Annotated in this window: 20 protein-coding genes; 2 read left to right on the top strand and 18 right to left on the bottom strand. The window is 60.8% G+C overall.

From position 1 onward, the window contains the following. Window positions 1-106 precede the first annotated feature (106 nt). Window positions 107-2329, bottom strand: coding sequence for a fused MFS/spermidine synthase (locus ACVI1L_RS29410; protein WP_456784494.1), 2223 nt, complete (start codon window positions 2327-2329; stop codon window positions 107-109). Between the two features lie 261 nt (window positions 2330-2590). On the opposite strand from ACVI1L_RS29410, the gene ACVI1L_RS29405 reads away from it, so the two are divergent. Next, window positions 2591-4813: a spermidine synthase gene (locus ACVI1L_RS29405; RefSeq protein WP_456784493.1), complete on the top strand. Its 2223-nt coding sequence runs from the start codon at window positions 2591-2593 to the stop codon at window positions 4811-4813. Between the two features lie 20 nt (window positions 4814-4833). Continuing rightward, window positions 4834-5829: an acyltransferase family protein gene (locus ACVI1L_RS29400; RefSeq protein ID WP_456784492.1), complete on the top strand. Its 996-nt coding sequence runs from the start codon at window positions 4834-4836 to the stop codon at window positions 5827-5829. Between the two features lie 131 nt (window positions 5830-5960). Here the strand turns inward: ACVI1L_RS29400 and ACVI1L_RS29395 are convergent, their stop codons facing one another. The 17 genes from ACVI1L_RS29395 to ACVI1L_RS29315 all read right to left on the bottom strand — a co-directional run bounded on the left by ACVI1L_RS29395 (window position 5961) and on the right by ACVI1L_RS29315 (window position 21748). Beyond that, window positions 5961-6377, bottom strand: coding sequence for a tetratricopeptide repeat protein (locus tag ACVI1L_RS29395; RefSeq protein ID WP_456784491.1), 417 nt, complete (start codon window positions 6375-6377; stop codon window positions 5961-5963). Window positions 6378-6711: 334 nt separating this feature from the next. After that, on the bottom strand, window positions 6712-7110 hold the full coding sequence (locus tag ACVI1L_RS29390) for a hypothetical protein (RefSeq protein WP_456784490.1): 399 nt from the start codon (window positions 7108-7110) through the stop codon (window positions 6712-6714). 12 nt (window positions 7111-7122) lie between these two features. Further along, on the bottom strand, window positions 7123-8784 hold the full coding sequence (locus ACVI1L_RS29385) for a type II and III secretion system protein family protein (RefSeq protein ID WP_456784489.1): 1662 nt from the start codon (window positions 8782-8784) through the stop codon (window positions 7123-7125). A gap of 399 nt (window positions 8785-9183) precedes the next feature. Beyond that, window positions 9184-9600 (bottom strand): TadE/TadG family type IV pilus assembly protein, encoded by a 417-nt coding sequence (locus tag ACVI1L_RS29380; protein ID WP_438079771.1) that lies wholly within the window; start codon window positions 9598-9600, stop codon window positions 9184-9186. Continuing rightward, window positions 9600-10994: a pilus assembly protein TadG-related protein gene (locus ACVI1L_RS29375; RefSeq protein ID WP_456784488.1), complete on the bottom strand. Its 1395-nt coding sequence runs from the start codon at window positions 10992-10994 to the stop codon at window positions 9600-9602. The genes ACVI1L_RS29380 and ACVI1L_RS29375 overlap by 1 nt, the downstream gene beginning before the upstream one ends. Window positions 10995-11003: 9 nt before the next feature. Continuing rightward, window positions 11004-11450, bottom strand: coding sequence for a hypothetical protein (locus ACVI1L_RS29370; RefSeq protein ID WP_456784487.1), 447 nt, complete (start codon window positions 11448-11450; stop codon window positions 11004-11006). A gap of 27 nt (window positions 11451-11477) precedes the next feature. Next, a complete protein-coding gene (locus ACVI1L_RS29365) occupies window positions 11478-12116 on the bottom strand; it encodes a methyltransferase family protein (RefSeq protein ID WP_456784486.1) in 639 nt (212 codons plus the stop codon). A gap of 18 nt (window positions 12117-12134) precedes the next feature. Beyond that, a complete protein-coding gene (locus tag ACVI1L_RS29360) occupies window positions 12135-13043 on the bottom strand; it encodes a type II secretion system F family protein (protein ID WP_456784485.1) in 909 nt (302 codons plus the stop codon). Beyond that, entirely contained in the window at window positions 13040-13966 is a 927-nt protein-coding gene (locus ACVI1L_RS29355; protein WP_456784484.1) for a type II secretion system F family protein, read from the bottom strand. Before ACVI1L_RS29355 ends, ACVI1L_RS29360 begins: the two co-directional genes overlap by 4 nt. After that, on the bottom strand, window positions 13966-15408 hold the full coding sequence (locus ACVI1L_RS29350) for a CpaF family protein (protein WP_456784483.1): 1443 nt from the start codon (window positions 15406-15408) through the stop codon (window positions 13966-13968). The genes ACVI1L_RS29355 and ACVI1L_RS29350 overlap by 1 nt, the downstream gene beginning before the upstream one ends. Beyond that, window positions 15405-16607, bottom strand: a complete 1203-nt coding sequence (locus ACVI1L_RS29345; RefSeq protein WP_456784482.1) for an AAA family ATPase — start codon at window positions 16605-16607, stop codon at window positions 15405-15407. The genes ACVI1L_RS29350 and ACVI1L_RS29345 overlap by 4 nt, the downstream gene beginning before the upstream one ends. Beyond that, the gene (cpaB, locus tag ACVI1L_RS29340) at window positions 16607-17557 is read right to left on the bottom strand and encodes a Flp pilus assembly protein CpaB (protein ID WP_456784481.1); all 951 of its coding nucleotides are present in this window, start codon (window positions 17555-17557) and stop codon (window positions 16607-16609) included. The genes ACVI1L_RS29345 and cpaB overlap by 1 nt, the downstream gene beginning before the upstream one ends. A 13-nt stretch (window positions 17558-17570) precedes the next feature. Then, the gene (locus ACVI1L_RS29335; protein ID WP_456784480.1) at window positions 17571-18077 is read right to left on the bottom strand and encodes an A24 family peptidase; all 507 of its coding nucleotides are present in this window, start codon (window positions 18075-18077) and stop codon (window positions 17571-17573) included. A 69-nt stretch (window positions 18078-18146) separates the two neighbouring features. Further along, window positions 18147-18362 carry a hypothetical protein gene (locus ACVI1L_RS29330; RefSeq protein WP_456784479.1) on the bottom strand — a complete coding sequence of 72 codons (216 nt, stop codon included), beginning with the start codon at window positions 18360-18362 and terminating at the stop codon, window positions 18147-18149. A gap of 87 nt (window positions 18363-18449) precedes the next feature. Further along, window positions 18450-18665: a hypothetical protein gene (locus tag ACVI1L_RS29325; RefSeq protein ID WP_438079759.1), complete on the bottom strand. Its 216-nt coding sequence runs from the start codon at window positions 18663-18665 to the stop codon at window positions 18450-18452. A 360-nt stretch (window positions 18666-19025) separates the two neighbouring features. After that, on the bottom strand, window positions 19026-19319 hold the full coding sequence (locus ACVI1L_RS29320) for a hypothetical protein (RefSeq protein ID WP_456784478.1): 294 nt from the start codon (window positions 19317-19319) through the stop codon (window positions 19026-19028). Window positions 19320-20377: 1058 nt separating this feature from the next. Continuing rightward, window positions 20378-21748, bottom strand: a complete 1371-nt coding sequence (locus ACVI1L_RS29315; protein ID WP_456784477.1) for an HlyD family type I secretion periplasmic adaptor subunit — start codon at window positions 21746-21748, stop codon at window positions 20378-20380. Window positions 21749-21754: the final 6 nt, after the last annotated feature.

Genomic DNA, 21754 nt, shown 5'->3' with positions numbered 1-21754 from the left:
GCGTTTGACGACCCGCGGCAACGGGTCGAGTCGCCTGTTAGTTAACAGAGAGTCCTGCGGACCTTTAAGTGGGATCCAGTAGCGCCCCGTTAATTCACTGCCCCTCTCAGTCAATGCCGATCGGATAGCGCCACTCCGTTCCCATATTATCGTCGGTGATCGGCCTCTTGCCTTCCGTCCGGGCGAGCAGCTGCGGACATTCTTCAATGACCTGTCGGGCATAGTCCGGCGACGTGATCGCATCAAGCAGCACACGATCCTCAAAGCTTTCGGGTCTAAATTGTCGCTCTCCGTCGATAGCGTAGGGCTCAAGTGCACGGCGCCAACGCCCGAAGTTCCAATCAATCGGCACATCCGATACAATCATATGGTTGGTGAATCGTGCGCCATAGGAAAAGGCCAGACAAGCTGTCCGCTGGACCCGATCGGAGTCGGTGCTGTTGTAAAACAGGATACCACCGGAGTTGAGATGGCGCTTCGCAAGCTCAAGAAATTCCATTGACAGCAGATTGGTCACGTTGGCGCGAAAATGCCACGTCGTGTTGGAGACGATCGCGTCAAAGCGCTGATCCGGATGATGGGTCAACCAGCGCCGCCCGTCGTCGATGACGATCTTGACTTTGGCATTTTTCAGCACCGAAGCCACCTCTCGCTGCCGTTCGATGAGTCTGAAATATCCAGAATTGATCTCTACGATCGTGAGCGAGCGCACCGCGGGATTGTTCGCTATGACTTGCGCCCACGAGCCCGACGCGAGGCCGATCATCAGGACATCGCGCGGCGCGTCACGAAACAGGCTGAGCGCGTAGGGACGGATAATGCCGTTCGGGTCTCCGGCGAGGCGAGTGTTGAAGCGGCCGTCATACATGCCATTTCCAAATACGGTGCCATCCTTGTCAACGGTGATAATACCGCTGCGATTTTCGACGACGTCGGTGAAATCGTAGGAGGTTAGGCCCTTGCCAAGCAGGTTTTCGAATACCCGATGCGACATTGCCGGGATGGCGACGCACGCCAGCGCCAGCACGGCGACAGCCCTCAGCAAGTGTTGTCGGTGCTCGCCGCGCGGGCCCTTCGATCGTGCCAGAAGAATGAGGGCACAGAGCGTGCCCGCGAAAACCAGAGCGACGGCCAATTGCACGGAGGTCAAATAATCCGTCAAGACGAAACCGGTGAGGATCGCGCCCGTCGCGGACCCTAGAACGTTGGCAAAGTACAAGCGCGACATCCCCATCCCCGCCTCCTCATCGGCCGGGATTCCGACTTGAGCGAGATAGGGCAGTAGCGCCCCCCACCGGCGGGCTATGAAATAGACCAGAAGCAAGGCTATCCCGATCGCGCCGCGACCAAACAACGCCGACTGTGCCAAGACTGGCAGAAACATCAGCCCGATTAGATTGCCGATGATGATTTCGTCGATGGCCTTGCGTATGACACCGGGAGGCGAGTTTCCTTCGCAACTTTCGCCGGCCTTGCGTGATCCACCGGCGATCCCGAAGAGAAAGCACGCAAGCGTCAGCGCAAAGGCGGTTGCACTCGATCCCGACGCGTAGGAGACGATACGGAATAGGTAGATCTCGTAAGATAGAGATATAAAGCCGCCCAGCGCAGCGATGAGAATGATCGCAGTCGGGACGGTGACGGCTTCAGACGCAGGTCTGATAGCAGCGGCGTCTCTCGATGGTGCCTGACTGCCGCGGAACAGATGAACGACGACGGCGCACAGTGCAACAGCGACATTGAGCGCGACGGCCACCAGCACCGCGCGATGCGCGCCGAGGAACGGAAACAGCAAGAAGCTGCACAACACGCAGGCCGCCCCCGCTCCCAGGGTATTAACGTAGTAAAGCAGGCCAACGGTGCGGCCTACCTCTCCCGAGGAGCGAACGAGATGCGCTACCAGGATTGGCAGCGTAGCGCCCATCAACAAGGTCGGAATGAGCACCAACAGCAGATTGACCGCGGCGACCGCCGGCAAAGACCAACCAACGACAAGTGCTCCGACCTGTTCGAATGCGCCAAGCGAGACGATTCCAAACATCGCCGTGACGCTCTCGATGATTGCCAGCAGTGGCAGCAAGCTTATGCTCCGGCGCTTCGAAATCCATCCGCCGGCAAGGCTCCCGAGCCCAAGGCCGAGCATGAAGGCGGAGACCACGATGGTCACCGACTCGGAATTCACGCCAAAAATACGGAACAGTGCCCTCTGCCAGGTCAGTTGATAGATCAGCGCCGGAAAGCCGGAAAAGAAGAACAGAATGCAGAGGGTCTTTGTCCTTGCTGACAGGCCCGCCTGCGCGGCAGCCGGGGGAAAGTCCAGGGCCGTCATGAAGCGCGTCCCCCCTAACAACTTCGCCGTCGAGCTCGTGTCCCGGCGGACGCCCTACTCCTTGGACCCCTGAAATCCCGGCACACGAAGCACCAGCAATGATCGTGCCGTGCATTCGTGCGTTTGTGAACCCATTCACGACCCCGTAGTACCACGGCCCGGCAAGACGATCATCCCCGTTAACTAGTGGATGCCGGCTCCGTTGCCCGACCAAGAACTGCGGTGGTAGATTGCGCTATTTAGGACTTGGAACCAATTTTTGTGAGCAATTTGACAGCCACCAATTCATGGCCCGTTCGCACGTCGATCGCGATGCCGACGTTTGCAGCTACCTTGTTCGTCAGCGCCAGCCTGATGTTCTTCGTCGAACCGATGGTAGCCAAAATGGTGTTGCCAAAGCTGGGCGGCGCGGCAGCCGTCTGGACCACATGCCTTGTTTTCTTTCAAGCCACGCTGCTTCTCGGCTACGCTTACGCCCATCTGTTGACGAGACTTTCGCGCTCCGTCCAGATCATTGTTCACATTTGCGTTCTACTGCCGCTCGCGGCCACCGTATTGCCCTTGTCGCTCGGCGCCGACGCCCCGTCGGCAGAGCAATCCCCCGTCCTGTGGCTCTTGCTACGTCTCACCTTGACCTGCGGAATCCCGGTGTTCGTGATTTCGACGACCGCGCCGCTCCTCCAGCACTGGTTTGCGGATGGAAGTCATAAGCAAGCGCGCGATCCCTATTTCCTCTATGCTTTGAGCAACGCCGGCAGCCTACTGGCGCTGCTGGCATACCCCTTGTTGATCGAGCCCGAGCTCACGCTCGATCGGCAGTCTTGGCTCTGGTCGGCTGGGTTTGCCGCACTGGCTTTCGGCCTCGTCGCGTGCGCGGCGATCATGCTGTCGCAGAGGCGTACTGCGGACGCGCCGAAGCCAACCGCTGAAGCAGCCGCAACGGCGGGCACGCGGGATCGCCTGAGGTGGACGGCGCTCGCGTTCATTCCCTCATCCCTGCTTCTCGGCGTCACCCAGTACATCACGACCGACGTGGTGTCGGCGCCGCTGCTGTGGGTGATTCCGCTGACGCTCTACCTTCTGACATTCATTCTGGCCTTCGCGCGCCGGCCGCCATTGCCACATGCTGCGATGCTGCGCGCGCTTCCGATCATGTTGATCCTGGTCGCAATGACCAGTGGCACCAGCGGCAATTTGCTCCCGCTTCCGATTGCGCTGGCCTTCCACCTCGGATGCTTTTTCGTCGTTGGCATCGTCTGCCATGGTGAGCTAGCGAAACGACGGCCGCCCGCCGCTCAACTGACCGAGTTCTATTTCTTTCTCTCGCTAGGCGGCGTCCTGGGCGGCGTCTTCAACGCTCTGATCGCACCACTGATCTTCAATGGTGTATGGGAATATCCGCTGGTGTTGGTTGCGGCCTGCCTGATGCGGTCTCGGATGGTCTCCGAAGCGCGGCGCGGCCTGCCAATGGACTTCGCGCTGCCATTGCTGCTGTCGGCAGCCCTGATGATCGGCCAGCACGCCCTCACGTCGCTCGGTTCCGGGCCAGCGGCGGTTACCTTGCTCTACGCGCTATATGTCCTGCCGGCATTGGCACTCGTAAATTTCTCAAAACGACGCCTGCGTTTCGCGCTCGCGGTCGCAGTTCTGCTGTTTATGCCGGTCATGCCACAGAGCACTGGGCAGCAGATCGTCGCCAAGCGGAGCTTCTTCGGCGTCTACCGGGTCGAGCAGCTTTCTGATGCGGGCACGCCGACTCTCGTGCTCATGAGTGGCACCACGATGCACGGCGCAAAGAGCATGCTGCCGAACGAATCCATGCTGCCGATGACTTATTACAGCCCGGAAGGCCCGTTCGGGCGCTTCATCCGCGCACTGCCTCAGGGCGCGACACGCCGCCTTGCGGTGATCGGGTTGGGTAGCGGCGCCCTCGCCTGCTACGCCAAAGCCGGACAGAGCTGGACCTTTTACGAGATCGATCCCATCGTCGAGCGGCTGGCAAGAGAGCATTTCGAGTTCCTGGAAAAGTGCGCTCCAGGCTCGCAGGTCGTTCTCGGCGACGCGCGCATGACCATCGCCAATGCGCCTGACGGTAGCTATGACGTGCTTATCGTCGACGCGTTCAGCTCGGATAGCATCCCGATGCATCTGCTAACCCGCGAAGCCCTGACGCTTTACCAGCGAAAGCTGACGCCGGGCGGCCGCCTCCTGTTCCACATCAGCAGCAGGAAACTCGATCTTGCGCTGGTTGTCGGAGCTCTGGCAGCAGATGCGGGCCTGCCGGCGCGAACCCTTTTTGACCTTCCACCGCCAGGGACATCCACGTTCCGGCGCTCTGCAACGCAAGTGGCCGTCGTCGCCAAGCGCGAGGCCGACCTTGACTTCCTGTCAAAGGAAGACGGTTGGGAAGCGCTGCCGACCGCACCCTCTCAATATCTATGGACTGATCAGCGAGCAGATCTATTGCGGGTGATCAGATTTTGATGTTGCGAAGCGCGCGATCAATGATCGATTCCAGGGTCGAGCGGGACGCTCGTTCAGAGCCGCTTGATGCGCTCCGCGGCCTGGCCATTTCGATGGTCATCGCCTATCACTACTTCGCGTTCAAGTTCGGAATATTCGGCGTCAATCTGTTCTTCGTCCTGAGCGGTTTCCTGATCGGCGGCATTCTCCTGGATAGCCGCGAACAGCCCGGCTATTTTTCATCGTTCTATGGACGGCGCGCGTTTCGCATCCTGCCGCTGTATTGGCTCCTGCTGATGATCGCGCCGCCGGATCACTGGGGCTACTATCTGCTCTTCATCCAGCAAGCGGCGTGGCTGCAGTTCGGCTTTCCGGTGCATGAGCCGATCTTCGTCACCTGGTCGCTCGCCGTCGAAGAGCAGTTTTATCTGTTCCTTCCGATCCTGATTTTCTGCCTGCCGCGACGATGGCTGATCCGTGTGCTGTGGGCCGGCGTCCTGCTGGCTCCGGCCTGGCGCTGGATCTTCGATGCCTATTTGCCTCACCCATCCTGGCTGTCTCTGCTGCCAGGTCGGCTGGATGAGCTGTTCGGCGGCGTGTTGATTGCGTGTTTGACGCGCGGCTATTGCCGCTCCCGCACCACATGGGCAATCCTGGCCTTGATTGCACCGGTTTGCGACGTTGTTCATTTCGCGCTGGTCGGCTCCATCGCCGCTCTGTCGGTCGTGAGCTTTACGTGCTGCGTTGCGGTCTGGTCGGCCGCCGTCACGGAACGACCGGTGATGCTTCGTCCGCTGATCTGGATGGGGCGTCGCTGCTATGCGCTCTATCTATTCCATATGCTCGTGTACGCAGCGGTCCTTAAACTTGATGCTCCGTTCTCCGCATTCATCGCCCTTTTGACGACGTGCGCCCTTGCAGAGACGAGCTGGCGCGTGATCGAGGCCCCGCTCATCGGCTATGCAAAAAGACGATTCGCAAGAATGGACTCTGGACCAAATCGAATCATCGGCGCGGCTGTGATGCCGGACCGCTGAATTGACGGCCCGCTCCGGCTCGCCGTTGCTGGTCGCTCGCAGCCCGTCGCAGTCGGCACTCGCCCGGCGCTCCGGGCTGCCCGGGTTCGGAAGCGTCATGAAAACCAGGCGACGGTCGCGGGGCGATCAGCCTAGGGCTGATTGTTCGGCGGCCTTTCGATGAACTTCCGGCTGCCGTTGAGAAGCTCGAGGTTGTTGGCGATGACCGGATTACCCGGATCGAGCGAGTACGCCTTCTCGAACTTCCGCCGCGCGCCACCCAGATTGCCGCGCAGCATGAGGGAATAGCCCTGATCGTTGAGGATCTGGACGGTCTCGCCGCCAAGCCGGATCGCCTGCGCATAGGCCTGATCGGCAAGATCGAACCTGCGTATCCGATCATAGCTCGCCGCAAGCCCGACCCAGGCTGTGACATCCTTCGGCGACTTCTCGACGGCATCCTTGAAGTAACGCTGCGCTATTCCGTAATTGCCGCGATTGTATTGCTCCAAGCCCATCCGCACCGGCTCGTCGGAGGGATAGTATTTGACGTCGGTCGGCTCCTGCACCGGGTCTCCGCCCGGAGGATCCACGGGCGCGACGATCGCGGCCTCCCGCGTCGTGTAGTCGCAGGCCCCAAGGCCGCTCGCCAAGCAGCAACAGATCAACGCTGGCGCAAGACGATGCAATCCTCGCCCCGTTCCCCAAGTCCAGCGCATCTCTTGCACCATTCGAAACATCATCGCGAAACTACCTACGAAAAACGGACGGCACGACCGAAACACTGAGGTCAGCGCCAGGAACTAACGTCGCATTCCCCTCCGAGCCCCTGCCCGACGCGGGATTGATCGACAAGTCGACATCCCAACGGCGAATGCCCAAGAGGCCGAGCCCTTCAGCTCATTACCTGTTGCCCCCCACACCGACGGCGACCGATCCTCCGGTCCCTGCTCCCAATCCGGTCGTGTTGACGTTCTGAATTGTGGTGACGGGGGGCGCTTGGCCCATCGCCTTGGTCGGATCGCTCATGTCGGGCAGTTGATCGACCGGCCGCGACGTGGTGCCGTAACGCTTCACAGCCTCACCGGTACGCCGCGCGTCATACGCGATCCTGCGATCACCGACATAGGCCGGCCACGGGTGGATCGTGTGCGTAGCGGCGTTGACCTCTTTGGCATTGCCGGCGCTCATCGTGATGGTGTCGGAACGCTGGACGTAGCGGTCCATCTCGTCATGCCCGTACACGCCGTAGCAGCCGCCGAGCAGGACGGGGGCGAGCAGCGCCAGGTATCTGATGGTCATCTCTCGCCTCCTCTAATTCAGGGTTTTCACGACCGGCTGGTTCGCACCAACGGCAGCCGGTGGCGGAACAGGTACGACCGCATTGGGCGCGATGATGTGGCCATAGGGACCCTTCACATCGCCGCCGGAATTGACGTAGTCGTCGTAACGCTTGCGCACTTCCATCTGGCCATTGAGGAAGAAGTCGACGTCATTGGCCGGCAGGCGGGAATCGAGCGGCGATGCCAGCTGCTGGCCGGGTGCTGCCGGCGCGACCAGGCGCGGCGTCACGATGATGACGAGGTCGGTTTCCTGCTGCTGGTAGGACTTGCTGCTGAACAAGGCCCCAAGCACCGGCACCGAGCCGATCCAGGGCAATTGCGAAACGTCCTGCTGGTTGCGGGTCTGCAGCAGGCCGGCGATGGCAAAGCTCTGGCCGTCACGCAACTCGACCGTGGTGCGCGCGTCGCGGCGGGTCAGTGACGGAACAGTGGTGCCCTGGATCGTCACCGCATTGGAGAAGTCGAGCTCACTGACCGAGGGCTCGACACGGAGGTTGATCAAGCCGCGCGAGAGCACGGTTGGAACGAAGGCGAGCTCCACACCGAACTTCTTGTAGTCGATCGACACGGTCGGAAAGCCGGATGTCGACTGGCTCGGGACCGGCACCGGGAATTCGCCGCCGGCCAGGAAGCGCGCGGCGTCACCGGAGAGCGTGGTCAGGTTCGGCTCCGCCAGCCGGCGCGCGAGACCTTTGGTTTCCAGCGCGGTAATCAGCAGGTCCACCGAACTGCCATTGCTGGTCCTGAGAATGCTGGTCAGCAGGCTTCCGAACGGCGCCGGAGACACGCCGCCGGCCGAGCCGACAAGCGTGCCGATCGTTCCAAGCACAGGAAGGCTCCCTGTGGGAGCGGCACCGACCGCATCGCCGCCCGCACCCAAGGGGCCATTGGCGGTATTGATACCGCCTATGGGAGTTCGGCCAGCAGCTACGACGCCGCCCAGCCCTGATTTGCCAATATTTGTGCCGTTGGCGTTGGCCGCCATAAGGTTCACGCCGAGGTCGCGTCCCGCCGACCGGCTGACCTCGAGGAAGCGAACCTCGAGCATCACCTGCTGCGGTGCAGCAACGCTCATCGCATTGACGACGATGCCGCCCTGGGGAACGCTACCTTGGGCAATCGTCATCGCCCGCTCGGCAGAGACCGCATCGGCGGCCATTCCGCTCAGCACCACCTGGCCTTCGGATGCAGACACGCGAATGCCCCGGGTACCGGTGCCGTTCTGGATGTTCTGCTGCAGATTGCCGATATCGACCGTCACCTCGACATCGAGAATGCCGATCTGCTTCATCGAGCTGTCGAACAGGATGACGTTGGTGGTGCCGGTCTTCTTGCCCTGGACGTAGATAAGGTGGTCGCTCAGCGACTTCACGTCGGCGATATCGGGCGAGCCTGCCACGATCGACGCAAACGCCGTATCGACCCTGAAGGTGCGTGACTTGTTGATGGTCACCCTGACACGCTGGACGTCGCTCATCTCGCTGACGAAGATGCCGCCGGACGACGAAGCCCGCCGCTCCGCGGCCGCCGCAAGATCGGTGGAATGAAACAGGGCAATAGCAGCGCCAAACACCATCGCGCTCAAGGCGACCAGCCCAAGTCCCGCATCACCCGAAACGCGACTTCCCATCATGCCAATCCCCTTCGCCGCGTCTCCGCGACGATCCCCCGTAAACCTACGGCCTCGGCGTCCCGATCACTCCAGTTCGTCCACCACGCCGTAGAGCTTACAGTCTGTCCGACTACAAATCGTTACTCACGAAATTCGCATTCCCCGGCGCGCTGAGCTGTCGCATCCCCACTCGCCAGACCGCTAATGGCGGCTCCAGATAATCCCCCGCCGCGCGCCCTGATTGCAAGGAAAGAGCCCTGCCGGGCCGTGCCGCCCCCTGAGAAAACTCCCGGATGTTGCCAGCGCGCACCACTTCCGTAGCCCGCCTAGGCTATTCCTTGCCCGCCCGACGGCGAGGCTGTCCGGGCAGCTGCCCGCCCCGGACAAACCAGCTCGAATCAGCCCAGCGAATCGGACTTTTCAGAACGGAATTTTGGTGGTCACGCTGGGCGCGTTGAGCGTGGTGCCCCAGATCGGCATCAGCATCTTGAAGCTGGGTGAAGATGCCGTCACGACAATCGGACTGGTTGCCGTCGCCGGGGCGTTCAGTGTCGGTGTGTAACCATTAGCATACAGGAACGGGGCCACGGCCTGTTTCGCCGCATCCGTCGGCAGCGGATCACCACCGCAACTGGATGGAGTATTTTTGCTGATAACGGCGGTGCTATAACAACCAATCATGATCGTCCGGGCGCCCGCATTCGCGAGCGAACGCAACGATTGCAGGGTGATCGCATAGCGCGCCAGATCGAAGATTGCGAAGATCGCGAGACACAGCGGGACGAAGACGAGACAAAACTCCAACGCTGCCACACCGCGCTGATCGAGCCGCCTCATCACTGCACCAACTGCACGTATTGCGGCGGACTCTTCACCTGCACTTGGGTCGGGCAACCAGAGCTGTCGAGAGTAGCATTGCCGTTGAACGCGACCGACGCGGCGATCAACTGGCCGCAGCTTGTTCCATTGCCCATGCTGATCGTCGGATTACCCTGAAATGTCACGGCCGCGTTTGGTGCGTAAATGGTTCCTGTCAGGTTGATGTTGCTATTTCCGCCAAATTGCACGGCCGCCGCCGAAGCGTCGTACATGGACATGTACTGGAATAGGCTGGCAGAAGACTGAAGGGCCGCAGGAAGCGACGAAGCACTCGGCGCAGCCGACGGCCCTGCAATGGTAATCACCGCATTCCCCTGGTTGTTGATTGTCGCCCCTGGCAGGAGAATGAAGATAGCCGTACCCGAGATCGTGGGAGTACCTGTGATTTTCAGAGTACCCGAGATGAAGTAAACGCAGACGGATGCGGACGCCGGGCAGCCCGTGTTCCCGCCGGGGGACAGATTCTCGGCCGTGTTGCCTGTGATGTGGAGATTATTGTTCGTGCATGGGGCGGCGGCCGTGTAAGCGACGAGCATGCTTGCGTTGCAAACCCCATTTGTTTGAAGACCGCATGTTGCGGGGAGGGTCGGATTCGCTCCACACAACGTGGTGAGGGCGGTATCAAGGGCGGTGTAGGGGTTTTGAACCGGCTGCTGATAAAGGAAAGCCTTATTGCAGAACGTTGTGCTCCCCGTGCAACCGCCCGCAGCAGACAATGGGCCGGTGAGGGTCATGCCGCCGCCAGTGAAGTCCAATGCGTTGTTGGCCACGCTGTCCGAAAACATGCCGCAATTCTGCGCATTGATGTTGGGGCTCCCCTGGAAGCTCAGAGAGCCCGACAAGGCCAGGACGCATGGTGGATTTGGCGCCACCAGATTGATCTTGGCAACGGCTATCGCGCCGATGGTTACGTTGTTGAGCCCAAGGAATTTCGCAAGATACGCTGGCTGTGTCTGGCTGACAGTGGCCTTGACGTAGGTGCCGGCGGTGCCGCCCCACGTCGCCAGCGAAGCGATCTGGACGTTCTGCGAGACACCGCTCGGAAGGCTCGTCGAGCATTTGGAGCCAACATAGGAGGTATCGCCCGAATTGCAGAACGTATTCTGCGCAGCAGACTGCTTGCCACGAGAGTCGACCGTACCCGTCGCGGTGCAGGTGGATCCGGAAGCCAGGCAGGCGGCTTGCAGGCCGCCGGAATAGGCGGCCGCATCGGCCGCATTCTGCGCGCGCTGCTGGGTGACGTACCAGGACCCCGCCTCACCCCCAAGCGCGAGCGCGCCGATCAGCGGAATCATCGCGATCACGGTTGCGAATGCAGCCGATCCTCGGCGGCAATGGAGCACGTTACGCATGGGACACTCCTATTGAAACCGTTCGGTATAAGGCAACGTGAATGTACAGGAATTGGTATTGCCACTGGTGCACAACACCGACCTCAGCACGATCGGCGCCAGCGTGACGGTCGTGCTGTAGGAATAGTATTTTGGCGACCCGGTGTTACCGGTGGCGCACAGCGTCACGCTGTCGCCACACATCACCTGGACGACTGAAATGGGGTAACGGGAATCGGCCTTGTTGCGTGCGGTCGTCGACCATGTCGAAGTGCTCGTCACATCTGTCGGCGGCGAATACTGGATCGACTGCCCGAACGCGCGCAGCGCCTCCCAGGCGGATGAATACTGGTAATATGCGATCCCGAGATCAGCGAGCGGCACAAGAACAACCAGAATCAGGAAAAGGTAGACGCTCGGCATCTCGAACGCGACGGCGCCGCGCTGATCCGCGATCAGCGAGCGCTTGAGGCTCATACGTTTTTCCCTGCAAGGCATGGTCACTCACCAAACGTAGGGAATCAATCTCCAGCGCGATGCTTCGTAGCTGGAATATTCAGGAAGAGTGCGCCGAAGCACGTCCTCCTCGTAGAGGATCCGGCTAACCTGGATGCCGATGTGCAGGAACAGCCAGGCCACGGTCATCCAGCTCAGGTGCTGCAGCACGACTCCAAGGAACACGATCTCTTCCGATAGGTAGAGAGGGTGCTTGATCCACCGGTAAGGACCGGACTGCACCACCGAGCGTGCCTGCGGCACCAGACTGAACGAACGCCCCAGATGCCGGACGGTGGCGAGGATCATGATCATGCCGATCAGCACGCAAACCGTGGACGCCAGGTTCAGCAATGCCCCATCGGTCCTGTCGAAGAACGTGATGGTCCATGGCCAATAGGTGCCGGCGAATGCCGCGATCCGTGGCAGCAGGCCTTCCGCCTGCGCCTTGGCGGGTCCCCGGGTGAGGATCAGCAGCGCCAGCATCAGATAGAACACCGCCACGCAGAGGCTCGACACCAGCGACGTCCAGGGCTCGCCGGTCATCGTTCCGAGCTTGAGCGTGACGACGAGTCCCAGAAGGAGAAACCACGCGCTGCCCAGCAACCGGGTTACCCGATCGTAAGCCAGGCTTGCCGGCAATGTCATTGTACTTGCACTCATGGCTTAGTGACCGAGGTTGGAGAACGTACGTGTGAGGTGGAGGAACGGGCTTCCGCCCAAGATGACGAACATCGCGGGGAGCAGGAACAGCACCATCGGAACAGTGAGCTTGGCGCCCAATTTGTGCGCTCGCTCTTCGAGCTTTGTGATGCGCTCCCGGCGCAAGTCGGTCGCGATGCTGCGCAGGGCCTGGCTCAGCGGCGTGCCGTATTGCAGGCTTTGGCTGACCATGGTGCCGAAGCGACGCAGACCCTCCGAGGTCGCAGCAAGCTTCTCGAACGCGTCAGCGCGGCTCGGCAAGACCCGGAGATCATCAAGCAGACCGTGCAACACATGAGCGATCGATGGATTGGTCTCCCGCATCTCGTCCGCCACGCGTTCCAGCGCGCTTTCCAGACCCATGCCCGCTTCGCTGCAGACGACAAGCAGGTCGATCATATCGGGCGTGCCCATTCGAATCGCCGAATCGAAGCGCCGCTTCAGGATCATTAGAATCACGCGTGGGCCCACGATTCCGAACGCCAGGCCGAGGAACGTGAAGATCATCACGTCGCTGAACGGCCTTCCCAGAATTTGCGCGACACAGAACCCTGCGATCGGAAGCGCAAAACTGCTGACCGTCTTGAAGCCGATCCAGATCGGCAGCGTCCGATAATGATTGAATCCTGCCGATTGCAGGACCATCCGCAACTGGCCCAGATTTTCCTGACCGTAAAAGCGCCTGTAGCGCATGCCGACCGATGAAAGCCAGCTGATCAGGTCCTTCGGCGAGGCCGATCGATCGGGGATGCCCAGCACCGCATTCGACACCCGCGTGTCCAAGGCGCGGAGATGGACCTCACGGATGATCAACAGGAAGGTCGCAGCCGCGACTGCGACGGCGAGAACCGCCAAAGCGACACCGGCCGTCATAGCGAGGTTTCCCTTCTGACCATCCAGCGGATCACGAAATGCCCCATCAGGACCGAACACGCCGCGTATGCGAGCAGCACGTTTCCTTCCGGATCGAACAACAGCAAATCGATCGACTGCGGATTGATCCAGTAGAGCAGCCCGCCGACAATCACCGGGGCGAACGTCAGCGCACGCGAGGAAAAAATGACCTCTCCCGCCAGCGCTTTCGCACGGGCCGCCAGAGCAACCCGCTGACTCACCGTCTCACCCAGTGTCTGCAGCGTTTCCGCCAGACTGCCTCCGGTCTTCAATTGCACTGCTAGCGTGACAGCAAACATCGCGTATTCCGGTACTTGCGTCCGCCGATAGACGTCTTCCACGGCTTCCTCGGGCGACCTGCCCAGATTCAATTCGCTACAGACGATGGCAAACTGCCCGGATGTCGGTTGCGGCATTTCGCGGGCGATGGTGCGGAACGCTTCGTTGACGGGCAGCCCCGATCGGACGGTACTCGTCACCAACTGGATCGCGTCGGGAAGTTGCTGGAAGAGTTGATTTGCAAGGCGCCGTTGTTGCCAACCAAACAGACCACGCACGACCAGGATGGCGACGACCCCAGCCGCAATACCCGCCTTCAGGCCAGAGAACTTGAGCAGCTCGTTGAGATAGAGGACTCCCATCGCTGCGAATGCGGCCGCAAGCAGCACATAGACCGGGCGCACAGTGTACACCATCTCAGCGCGGTAATTGGCAAGGCGATCCAGCATATTCCAACGTGAAGCCTTGGCCGCGCGACGGATAGACACCAAGGTTGCCGCTTCAGCTCTCGGCAGAGCAATCTCGAGCTGGCGGTCCATACGCCGCTCTCGCGAATCGAGCCACAGCGTATTTGCCGTGGCGCACAGCAGAAGCACAAGAACGATGACCAAGGGTATCGACATCAGATCTGCCTCATCGCCTCGGCCCAGGCTCGATCAAGCCCATAATAGACAAGGCGGCTCTTGAATTTCGGGATCGCGTTGGTGGACTTGTAAGTGCCCGATATCCGCCCGTGAACATCCTCGTCCTTGTACTCGAAGAGTGCAATGTCATTGGTGGTGATCACTTCGCCCTCCAGGCCGATCACCTCGCTGACCTGGACGATGCGCCGTTGCCCGTCTCGCATGCGCTCGACCTGCACGATGAGGTCCAGGGCGGCGACGATCTGAGCGCGGATTGCACGCGACGGCAGATTGACTTGTCCCATCTGCACCATGTTTTCCACGCGGGTCAAAGCATCGCGCGCACTGTTCGCGTGCACGGTGGAGATTGATCCATCATGGCCGGTGTTCATCGCCTGCAGCATGTCGAATGCCTCGGCGCCGCGCACTTCGCCCACGACGATGCGGTCTGGCCGCATACGCAGCGCGTTCCACAAAAGGTCGCGCTGTGTCACCTGCCCCGTACCTTCAAGGCTAGGCGGGCGTGTCTCCAGGCTAATCACATGCGGCTGCTGAAGCTGGAGCTCCGCAGCGTCCTCGATCGTGACGATGCGCTCGCTGTGGTCGATGAACTGACTCAAGGCGTTCAGCAGCGTCGTCTTGCCGGAACCGGTGCCTCCGGAGACCAGGACGTTAAGCCGGCAGCGGGAGGCGATCTCGAGCAACTGCCCAAGCGCCGCGTTCATCGTTCCGTTTTCGATCATCGCGGCGATGTTGTAACGCCGGCTCGGGAACTTTCGGATAGAGATGCAGGGGCTATGAAGTGCCAGCGGCGGCAGGATGATGTTGACGCGGCTGCCATCAGGCAGACGGCAGTCTACCATCGGGCTGGATTCGTCGACGCGGCGGCCGACCTGCGAGGCGATTTTCTGCGCGACTGCGGCGATGTGGTCATTGTCGCGAAATCGAACCGCGACCCGCTCGAGCTTGCCGGCCCGCTCGACGTAGACGTTGCTCGGTCCGTTGATCATGATGTCGTTAATCGTCTCGTCGAGCAGAAGCGGACGAAGCGGTCCGTAGCCGGTCATGTCGTCCGCGATTTCCTCTGCGAGGAACAGCTGCTCACGGCCCGACAGCTCCAACCGCTCCTGGTTGGCGATACCGTGGATGATTTCCTCGATCTGCCGCCGCAAGACGTCGCGGGAGACGGTCGTGGCAATCGCGGGCTCGATCTGCTCGATCACCCGTTCGCGCAGCGACGCCGGCATCACCGGATGGTGCGAAGGCTCTTCATGCTTCGGCGCCGGCGCAAACAGGCTGGGTGCCGGTGACGCCGCGCTCGGCTCCGCCGGCGGCAAGGGCGGCGGGACCGGATGCACACTTGGCTCCGGTGGCGGCGCGACCAGCACCGCTCCAGGCATCCGCACCGGCATTTCGTCTGCTCGCCTGCCGAACTTTTTCATAGCCCGAGCCACCTCTTCCACCCAGACCTTTTCATGGAGCCGACGCCTGTGATCTCTCGTACGATCGGGGCGAGGTGACGCCGCAGCCTGGATACGTGTTTCAGCGCCGGAACGCCGAGATTGACCGCCTGGGTCATTCCCTTGCCGAGATCGGGGATGATCATGTCCGGCTCGGCGCCCAGCGCCTTGACGATCGTCGCCCTGGGCAGACCGCCGGCGCGGTCAGCGCGATTGAGCAGGGTAAACACGCGATCCTTGCCCGCGATGTTGGTGACGGCGTTGCGAAGCGCGTGGGCATTGCGCAGACCGGTTACTTCGGCCTCCAACAGCACCAGCACATGACGGGACATCTGAATGACCGGATATATCGATGCCGGGAACGGCACCGGCACATCGACAACGACGTAGTTGAACCGCTGACGGAGCAGGCCCAGCACGTGCCGCACGCCGGCTTCGGTGATGTCGAGCTTGGCATCGAGCTCCTCATCGCCGGAAATCAAGCAGACTCGATCATTCACCTCGATCGCCGCACGCTCGAGAAACAGCGTGTCGGCCCGCATCGGGTTTTCAAGGGCGATGCGGAGGCCGGGTCCAGGACGAACACCCAGCATCACCGCGGTCTCGCCGCCCTGCAGGTGCAGGTCGAGCAGTGCGACCTTGGCCTTGGTGGTTTCGGCCAGTTGCAGCGCGAGGTTGATCGCGACGCTCGTGGCTCCAGCACCGCCCTGCGCCCCACAGATCGAGACCACGTGTCCGCCGCGATCGTTCTGGGCGGGCGCGACGTCGCCGACTAGCTTCGGACGCAGCTGGTCGAGCACGATGTCCCTGGTGATCGGCGTTGGAAGGTATTCGGTAAGGCCGATCTCCATCAGCTCGCGGTAGAAGGTGATCTCCCGGTTGTCGCCGATCAGGGCAACCTTCACATCGGGCGGACAGACACTGGCCAGACGTTCCAGTTCAGTAAAGGGATCATCCATCCCGCTGATGTCGGTCACCAGCGCGTACAGATCGGTGTCGGTCTCGAGCATTCGTGTCGCATGGCGGATGGTGCCACGCCGGATCACCAGATTGCTGCCGTCGAGACCCTTGCGAAGAGCCGCAGCGCTCAACTCGTCGTTCACGAAGCAGACGATACGGTTGCGCGCAACAAGGGACGTCGTCTCTTCGGGTGAGTCCACCACTGCCATGTTCACACTCATCAACGTTTCTCCGGCGTCTTGCCAACGTCACTTGCCGCCGCTGTGGTCTGGCGGTCAAAGTCGGATGGCCCATCGCAACCAGCACGGTCATCATCTGCATCCTGTTTCCTCACCGAATACTGCTTGACCCCGCTACCGGAATAGATCGCCACTGTCGTGCTCTGGCCGGCGACAGCGCTCTGGCGCGCCAGCTCGGGCGACACATCGCAGCTGGATGTCGCACCCGTGTCGGCCTTGTCCCACTGCTCGGCCGCAGCTCGGACGACGAGCGAGAGCGTTCCAAGCTGCTTTGCAACGGCAACCTTCTTGACCTGCTCCGGCTTGAGCTCCAACGAAACGGTTTGCGCCGTCTTGCCTACGACAGCATTGCTGACGGGGCGCCCACCTTGTGCAATCTCCTGATCGATCGCGATGACGCGCACATTGGACAGAACGGTTTCGCTGACTGCTCGCCGCACCGGATCCGCCTTCTCGAACACCTGGGTCAACACTACGTCGACATTGTCGCCCGGCCTGATCAGACCCGAGACGCCAGTCTCCTCGTCGACCTTGATGCTGATCGCGCGGCTGTCAGGCGCCAGAACGCTGGCGAGGAAGCCACGATCCTTCGGACGCAGGATGTCCTCCAGAGTAATGGCGCTGCCAGCGTCGACGAACCTGCGAACCAGAGAACCGGGAAGTCCGGCTTTAGAATCAGGCGTTTCGAGGATCGCCCCTCCGGGGACACGGTTCGGCGCCGCCTGGCGCACGGCGAAATCTTCGTCCCGCGCCAACGTCCCCTTCGACAGCGGACGCGTCGCAACGAAGTAGCCGACGGTCGCAGGCGCGGCCGCCGGCTTTTCCGCGACCACCTCCGCGACAACCGGATCTTTCGGCTGGTTGACGTTGTAGGCAATGATCCCGAGTGCCGTAGCCGCAAGCAACAGCACCATGATGATCGAGACGCGCAAAGCGGACGACATGTCAAAATCCTTTGCTTAAAATAGCCCAGATACCGCCGCATGCGATGGCGACCCCGTAGGGTAGCGGTGCATGCCTCAAATGACGCCAGCGCTCGACCGCATAGACCCTTCGCGCAAGCGACGATCCGGCGGGCGCCAGCCGCGGGTATGGCAGGCGGCGCATCATCAAATGCACTGCGGCCAGAGCGCCACCGGCCAATGCAGTTACGGTCAACAATTCAATCACGCCGGCCAGCGGGAGGCCGAGCGCCAGGGCAACCAGCAATTTGACGTCGCCGCCGCCAATCATTCCGCGCTGGTAGATCACGAACAGCACCAGAAACAGGATTGCAGCAACGATCAACGACTGGCCAATCTGCATCGGGCCGGCCAGTTGACCAACGATCCCAAGGAACGCCAGCGCCAGACAGATTTCGTTTCGGATCAATCGTGTCGCGATATCGATCGTTGCGACGTACAACAACAATGCGATTGCCAGACACGAGGTCGTGGTCGCAATCCAATTCATAAAATATAGCCTCGAGAATGGTGGGGGGCATAAAATGGTGCCCCCCTCCCGTAGCGCGGTCTTCGCCGATTAAGCAGAGACCGCGTTAGTGACTGAGGTAGTGATGGTGGTAATCGCACTGGTCAGCGCAGCACCAATACCACTCGCAGTGCTTGTACCGAACGCGGCAGCGACTGCAGCCACGATGCAAGCGGCCACGATCACGTACTCGAACGACACGACGCCGTCCTTGTCCGCGCGCAGACGCAGCAACGCTTCACTGGCCCTGATATAACAACGCAACATGGAGAGAACCTCCTCTACCTTGCCGACATCGCAATCCGGTTGAAGACTGTTGGCAGAAAGACTCTGCCAACGCCGTCAACGTTCGGATTAGGCCGAGACCGCGTTGGTGACGGAGGTGGTGATCGTGGTGATCGCGGAGTTCAGCGCCTTGCCGATACCGGACCCGGTACCGGTTCCGAATGCCGCAGCGACGGCGGCGACGACGCAAGCGGCGACGATCACGTACTCGAACGACACAACGCCGTCCTTGTCCGAGGCGAGACGCTTGAAGGCTTCGGTGGTCTGGATGTAAAGCTTCAACATAGGAAAATATCCCTTTTACGATGAATTTACGCAATAGGTTGGCGGGCAAAATCCAGTGCCAACTAATTTTTCTTATAATCTGTCGCGAGAAAGCTGTCGATTGGTAATCGTTTATTAACCCTACCGGCGTAGCGGCTGGCACCCTCTTTAGGCTGGATGCTCCGAGGAAACGCACGAAAACCCCTTAAATTATAGGGTTTTTGCATTTCGCGACATTTCAGTTTGGCTGCTCCGTGCGAATACGGTGATAGCGCCCAAGCGACACCGACGAAGCTGTCGCGAGACCGAGGTCGAGGGCGACAGCGTCATAATTCGGCTCCACAAGGTACCCGTCGATCGCCATTTGCAGGATCACCCGTCTCAGTAACAGGTCCCGGAGTCCCCTCCGAGCCGGCCGCAGCTCTCTGGGTTGGATTGTCGCCATTGCGTAACTGCCAGCGGCGGCTTGCCTGCGTCCGCCGACGGGGCCGGTAGCCTGCCGCGCTCTTCGTCTAGGAGCTGCGAAGGAACCTTCTGGATCTGAACGTTCCGCTCGAGCAGGGAAATTGCCTTTGCTTGAACCTGCTCTGCCAACGCTTTGCGCAGGGCGTTCTCCCGATCGAGCAGCTCTGGAAACGGCAATAGCGGCCGTACGAGCTCGGTCGCCTTGATCACGCCTGACGCCTTTCCCCGCGTCTGCGCGACGGCGCCGGTTGGCGTCTAACAAACGCACGCTCCCGCTTGTCGGCACATTGCATCCGTGCGAGGCCGGGCTTGCTCGCCTAAGCGGCGCCGGATGATCTTCCCTCCGCGGGCCTAATCTGGATCGCTCCGAATCCTCCCAATACAATAGCACGACAGGCTAGAGGTGGCGCCTGTGTTCACACAGCGTCGTTTCAAATACGAAATGAGTGCCTGATCTGCCTCAGCATGGCCAGCGTCGCGTCGGTGTACCGACCATACGTGAGATACTGATCTACTTGCGATGCTCCAAGCACCACGAGTGCGGCTATCGCGAAGCCCTTGATCATAGTGGGCCTCTCCTACGAAAGAGACCGCCAACCTGGCTGTCCAGAGTTTCAGTTGTGTTGAAACTTTGCTGCCGCTGCTTGCGACCTACCTGCAATAAGTGAATGCTGGCCGAAAACGGTAACCAGAGCCTTAAGCGAGCGCGGAGTCGGTCTAAGTTCCAGGAAAAAGCTCTACGGGCACGACCTGTATGCCAGCTAAGGGCGAGCTCGCCGGACATTGCTCTCCCGCTTTTTTGGTTGCGTGGCGAAAACGGACCCAGCGCTCTCCGCTGCGTTCGGTCTCATAGGCTGCTATGGCAATCGATGGTTCGCGTTCCGAAGTAGAGCAGCCTTAACCAAGGTTGGGCCGAGGCGTAAGCAGAACCTGCTCTTCACTTACCTGTCTCACCGGATCTGGCTGGCCAGCTTGCGCCAGTGGTAGCCACGCTTTGCGACGTCCTCCCGGATTTCTTCGCTCACCGATCGCACGGTGCGCTTCCTTTTGCGCCAATTTCCGCCCAAGTTCGAAGGAATGGGAAGTCCGCGTCGGATAACCAGCAGATCGTTCTTCCCACTCAAGTATACATCGTACATGAGAGCGCCCTGTTGCGGGGAGCAACATAAACCTATGCAGGGCATCGTTGGTGGCACGGGTGCCACAGCAATTTCAAAACTAATGTGTCGGGGCCAGTTAACTAGAACTTCGAGGGATGCGTCCAAGGCTCACTTCTGCCGGAACGCGTGATTGAACGACATCACCAGCGGCCCCACGATGTAGTCAAACGCCGTTCGCTGAACCGTCGGGATCATGACCGTTGCCGGCATACCCGGGTAAAGGCGAACGTTGGGCATGGTCGCCAGCTCGCCCTGGTCGATCCGAACGAAGGCCGTGTAATAGGGATTGTTGGTCTTGGGATCCGTCAAGCGGTCCGCCGAGACCTGAATGACGTCACCATGAATGATCGGGACGATCCGCTGTTTGTAAGCGGTCAGGTGAACTTCCGCGCGCGTGTTTGGATGCACGTCGCTGATATCCTCGACCGCCACCTGCGCTTCGATTGTGAGCGAATCCTCGTCGGGCACGATGTCCAGGATCTTGTCGCCGCGTTGGATCACGCCTCCTACCGAAAACACGCTCAGCCCAACCACGCGTCCGGTATAGGGAGCACGAATTTCCATCCGGCCGAGCACGGCTTTGGCGTTCGTCGCCTTCGGGATGACCTCCAGGAGCTTGGCTTGCGTATCGCGCAAATCCTTCGTGACGTCGGTCATCCGATCGTTGTCGAACTGGGCAATCTGCTGCTCCTGCTCGGCGATCGCCTGGCGGGCCTTGGCGATGTTGGCGTTTGCATCGGCGATCTGGCCTTCGAGACCGTACGCCGTCCGCTCCAGCTGCAGGATGCGGGGACGGGCGATCAACCCGCGTTCGACGAGCGGGGCGATGTCTTTGGCTTCCTTGCGTACTGAGTCGATCTGGTTGGTGAACGATTTCACCTGCGCTTCCCCGCCAACGATCTGGGACCCCAGCTGGTTGATCTTTTCACGGACGACGCTTCTTTGTCCTTCGAGCGACGCCCGGCGGCTGTCAAACTGACTGAGCTGCCCGTTCCAGACGCTTTTGAAATAGGGATCGTCAGAGCGTGCCATCAGATCCGGCGGCATGACCAGCGCGGATCCATGGTCGAGCTCGGTCAGAAGCCGGACTTCCGTTGCGCGCAGCACAGCATATTGCTGCGTCAGCACCTCGAATTCCGCGCGAGCCTGGGTCTCGTCGAGAACGATCAGCAGATCGCCTGCGAGGACCCTGTCGCCTTCCCTGACATGCAATTCCTTGACGATGCCGCCATCAAGGTGCTGGAGGCTCTTGCGGTTGCCGTCGATCTTCACGACCGCGTTGGCAACTACCGCACCGTTGAGCGGCGCAGTCACGGCCCAGGTACCGATCCCGCCGAAAAAGACGGCGATGATCAGCCACCCCGCTATTGCGACCTTGCGAATGGAGTCGTTTGGCGATCCATCCTTGTTGGCGCGTTTTGTTCCGCGTGGGGCAGCGGCGGGACGCATCGACAGATCTGTGACATCAAGCAATGTCATGACTTC

This window comes from Bradyrhizobium sp. USDA 4516 (assembly GCF_054055915.1).
This window is presented reverse-complemented; position numbering and strand designations above follow the sequence as displayed.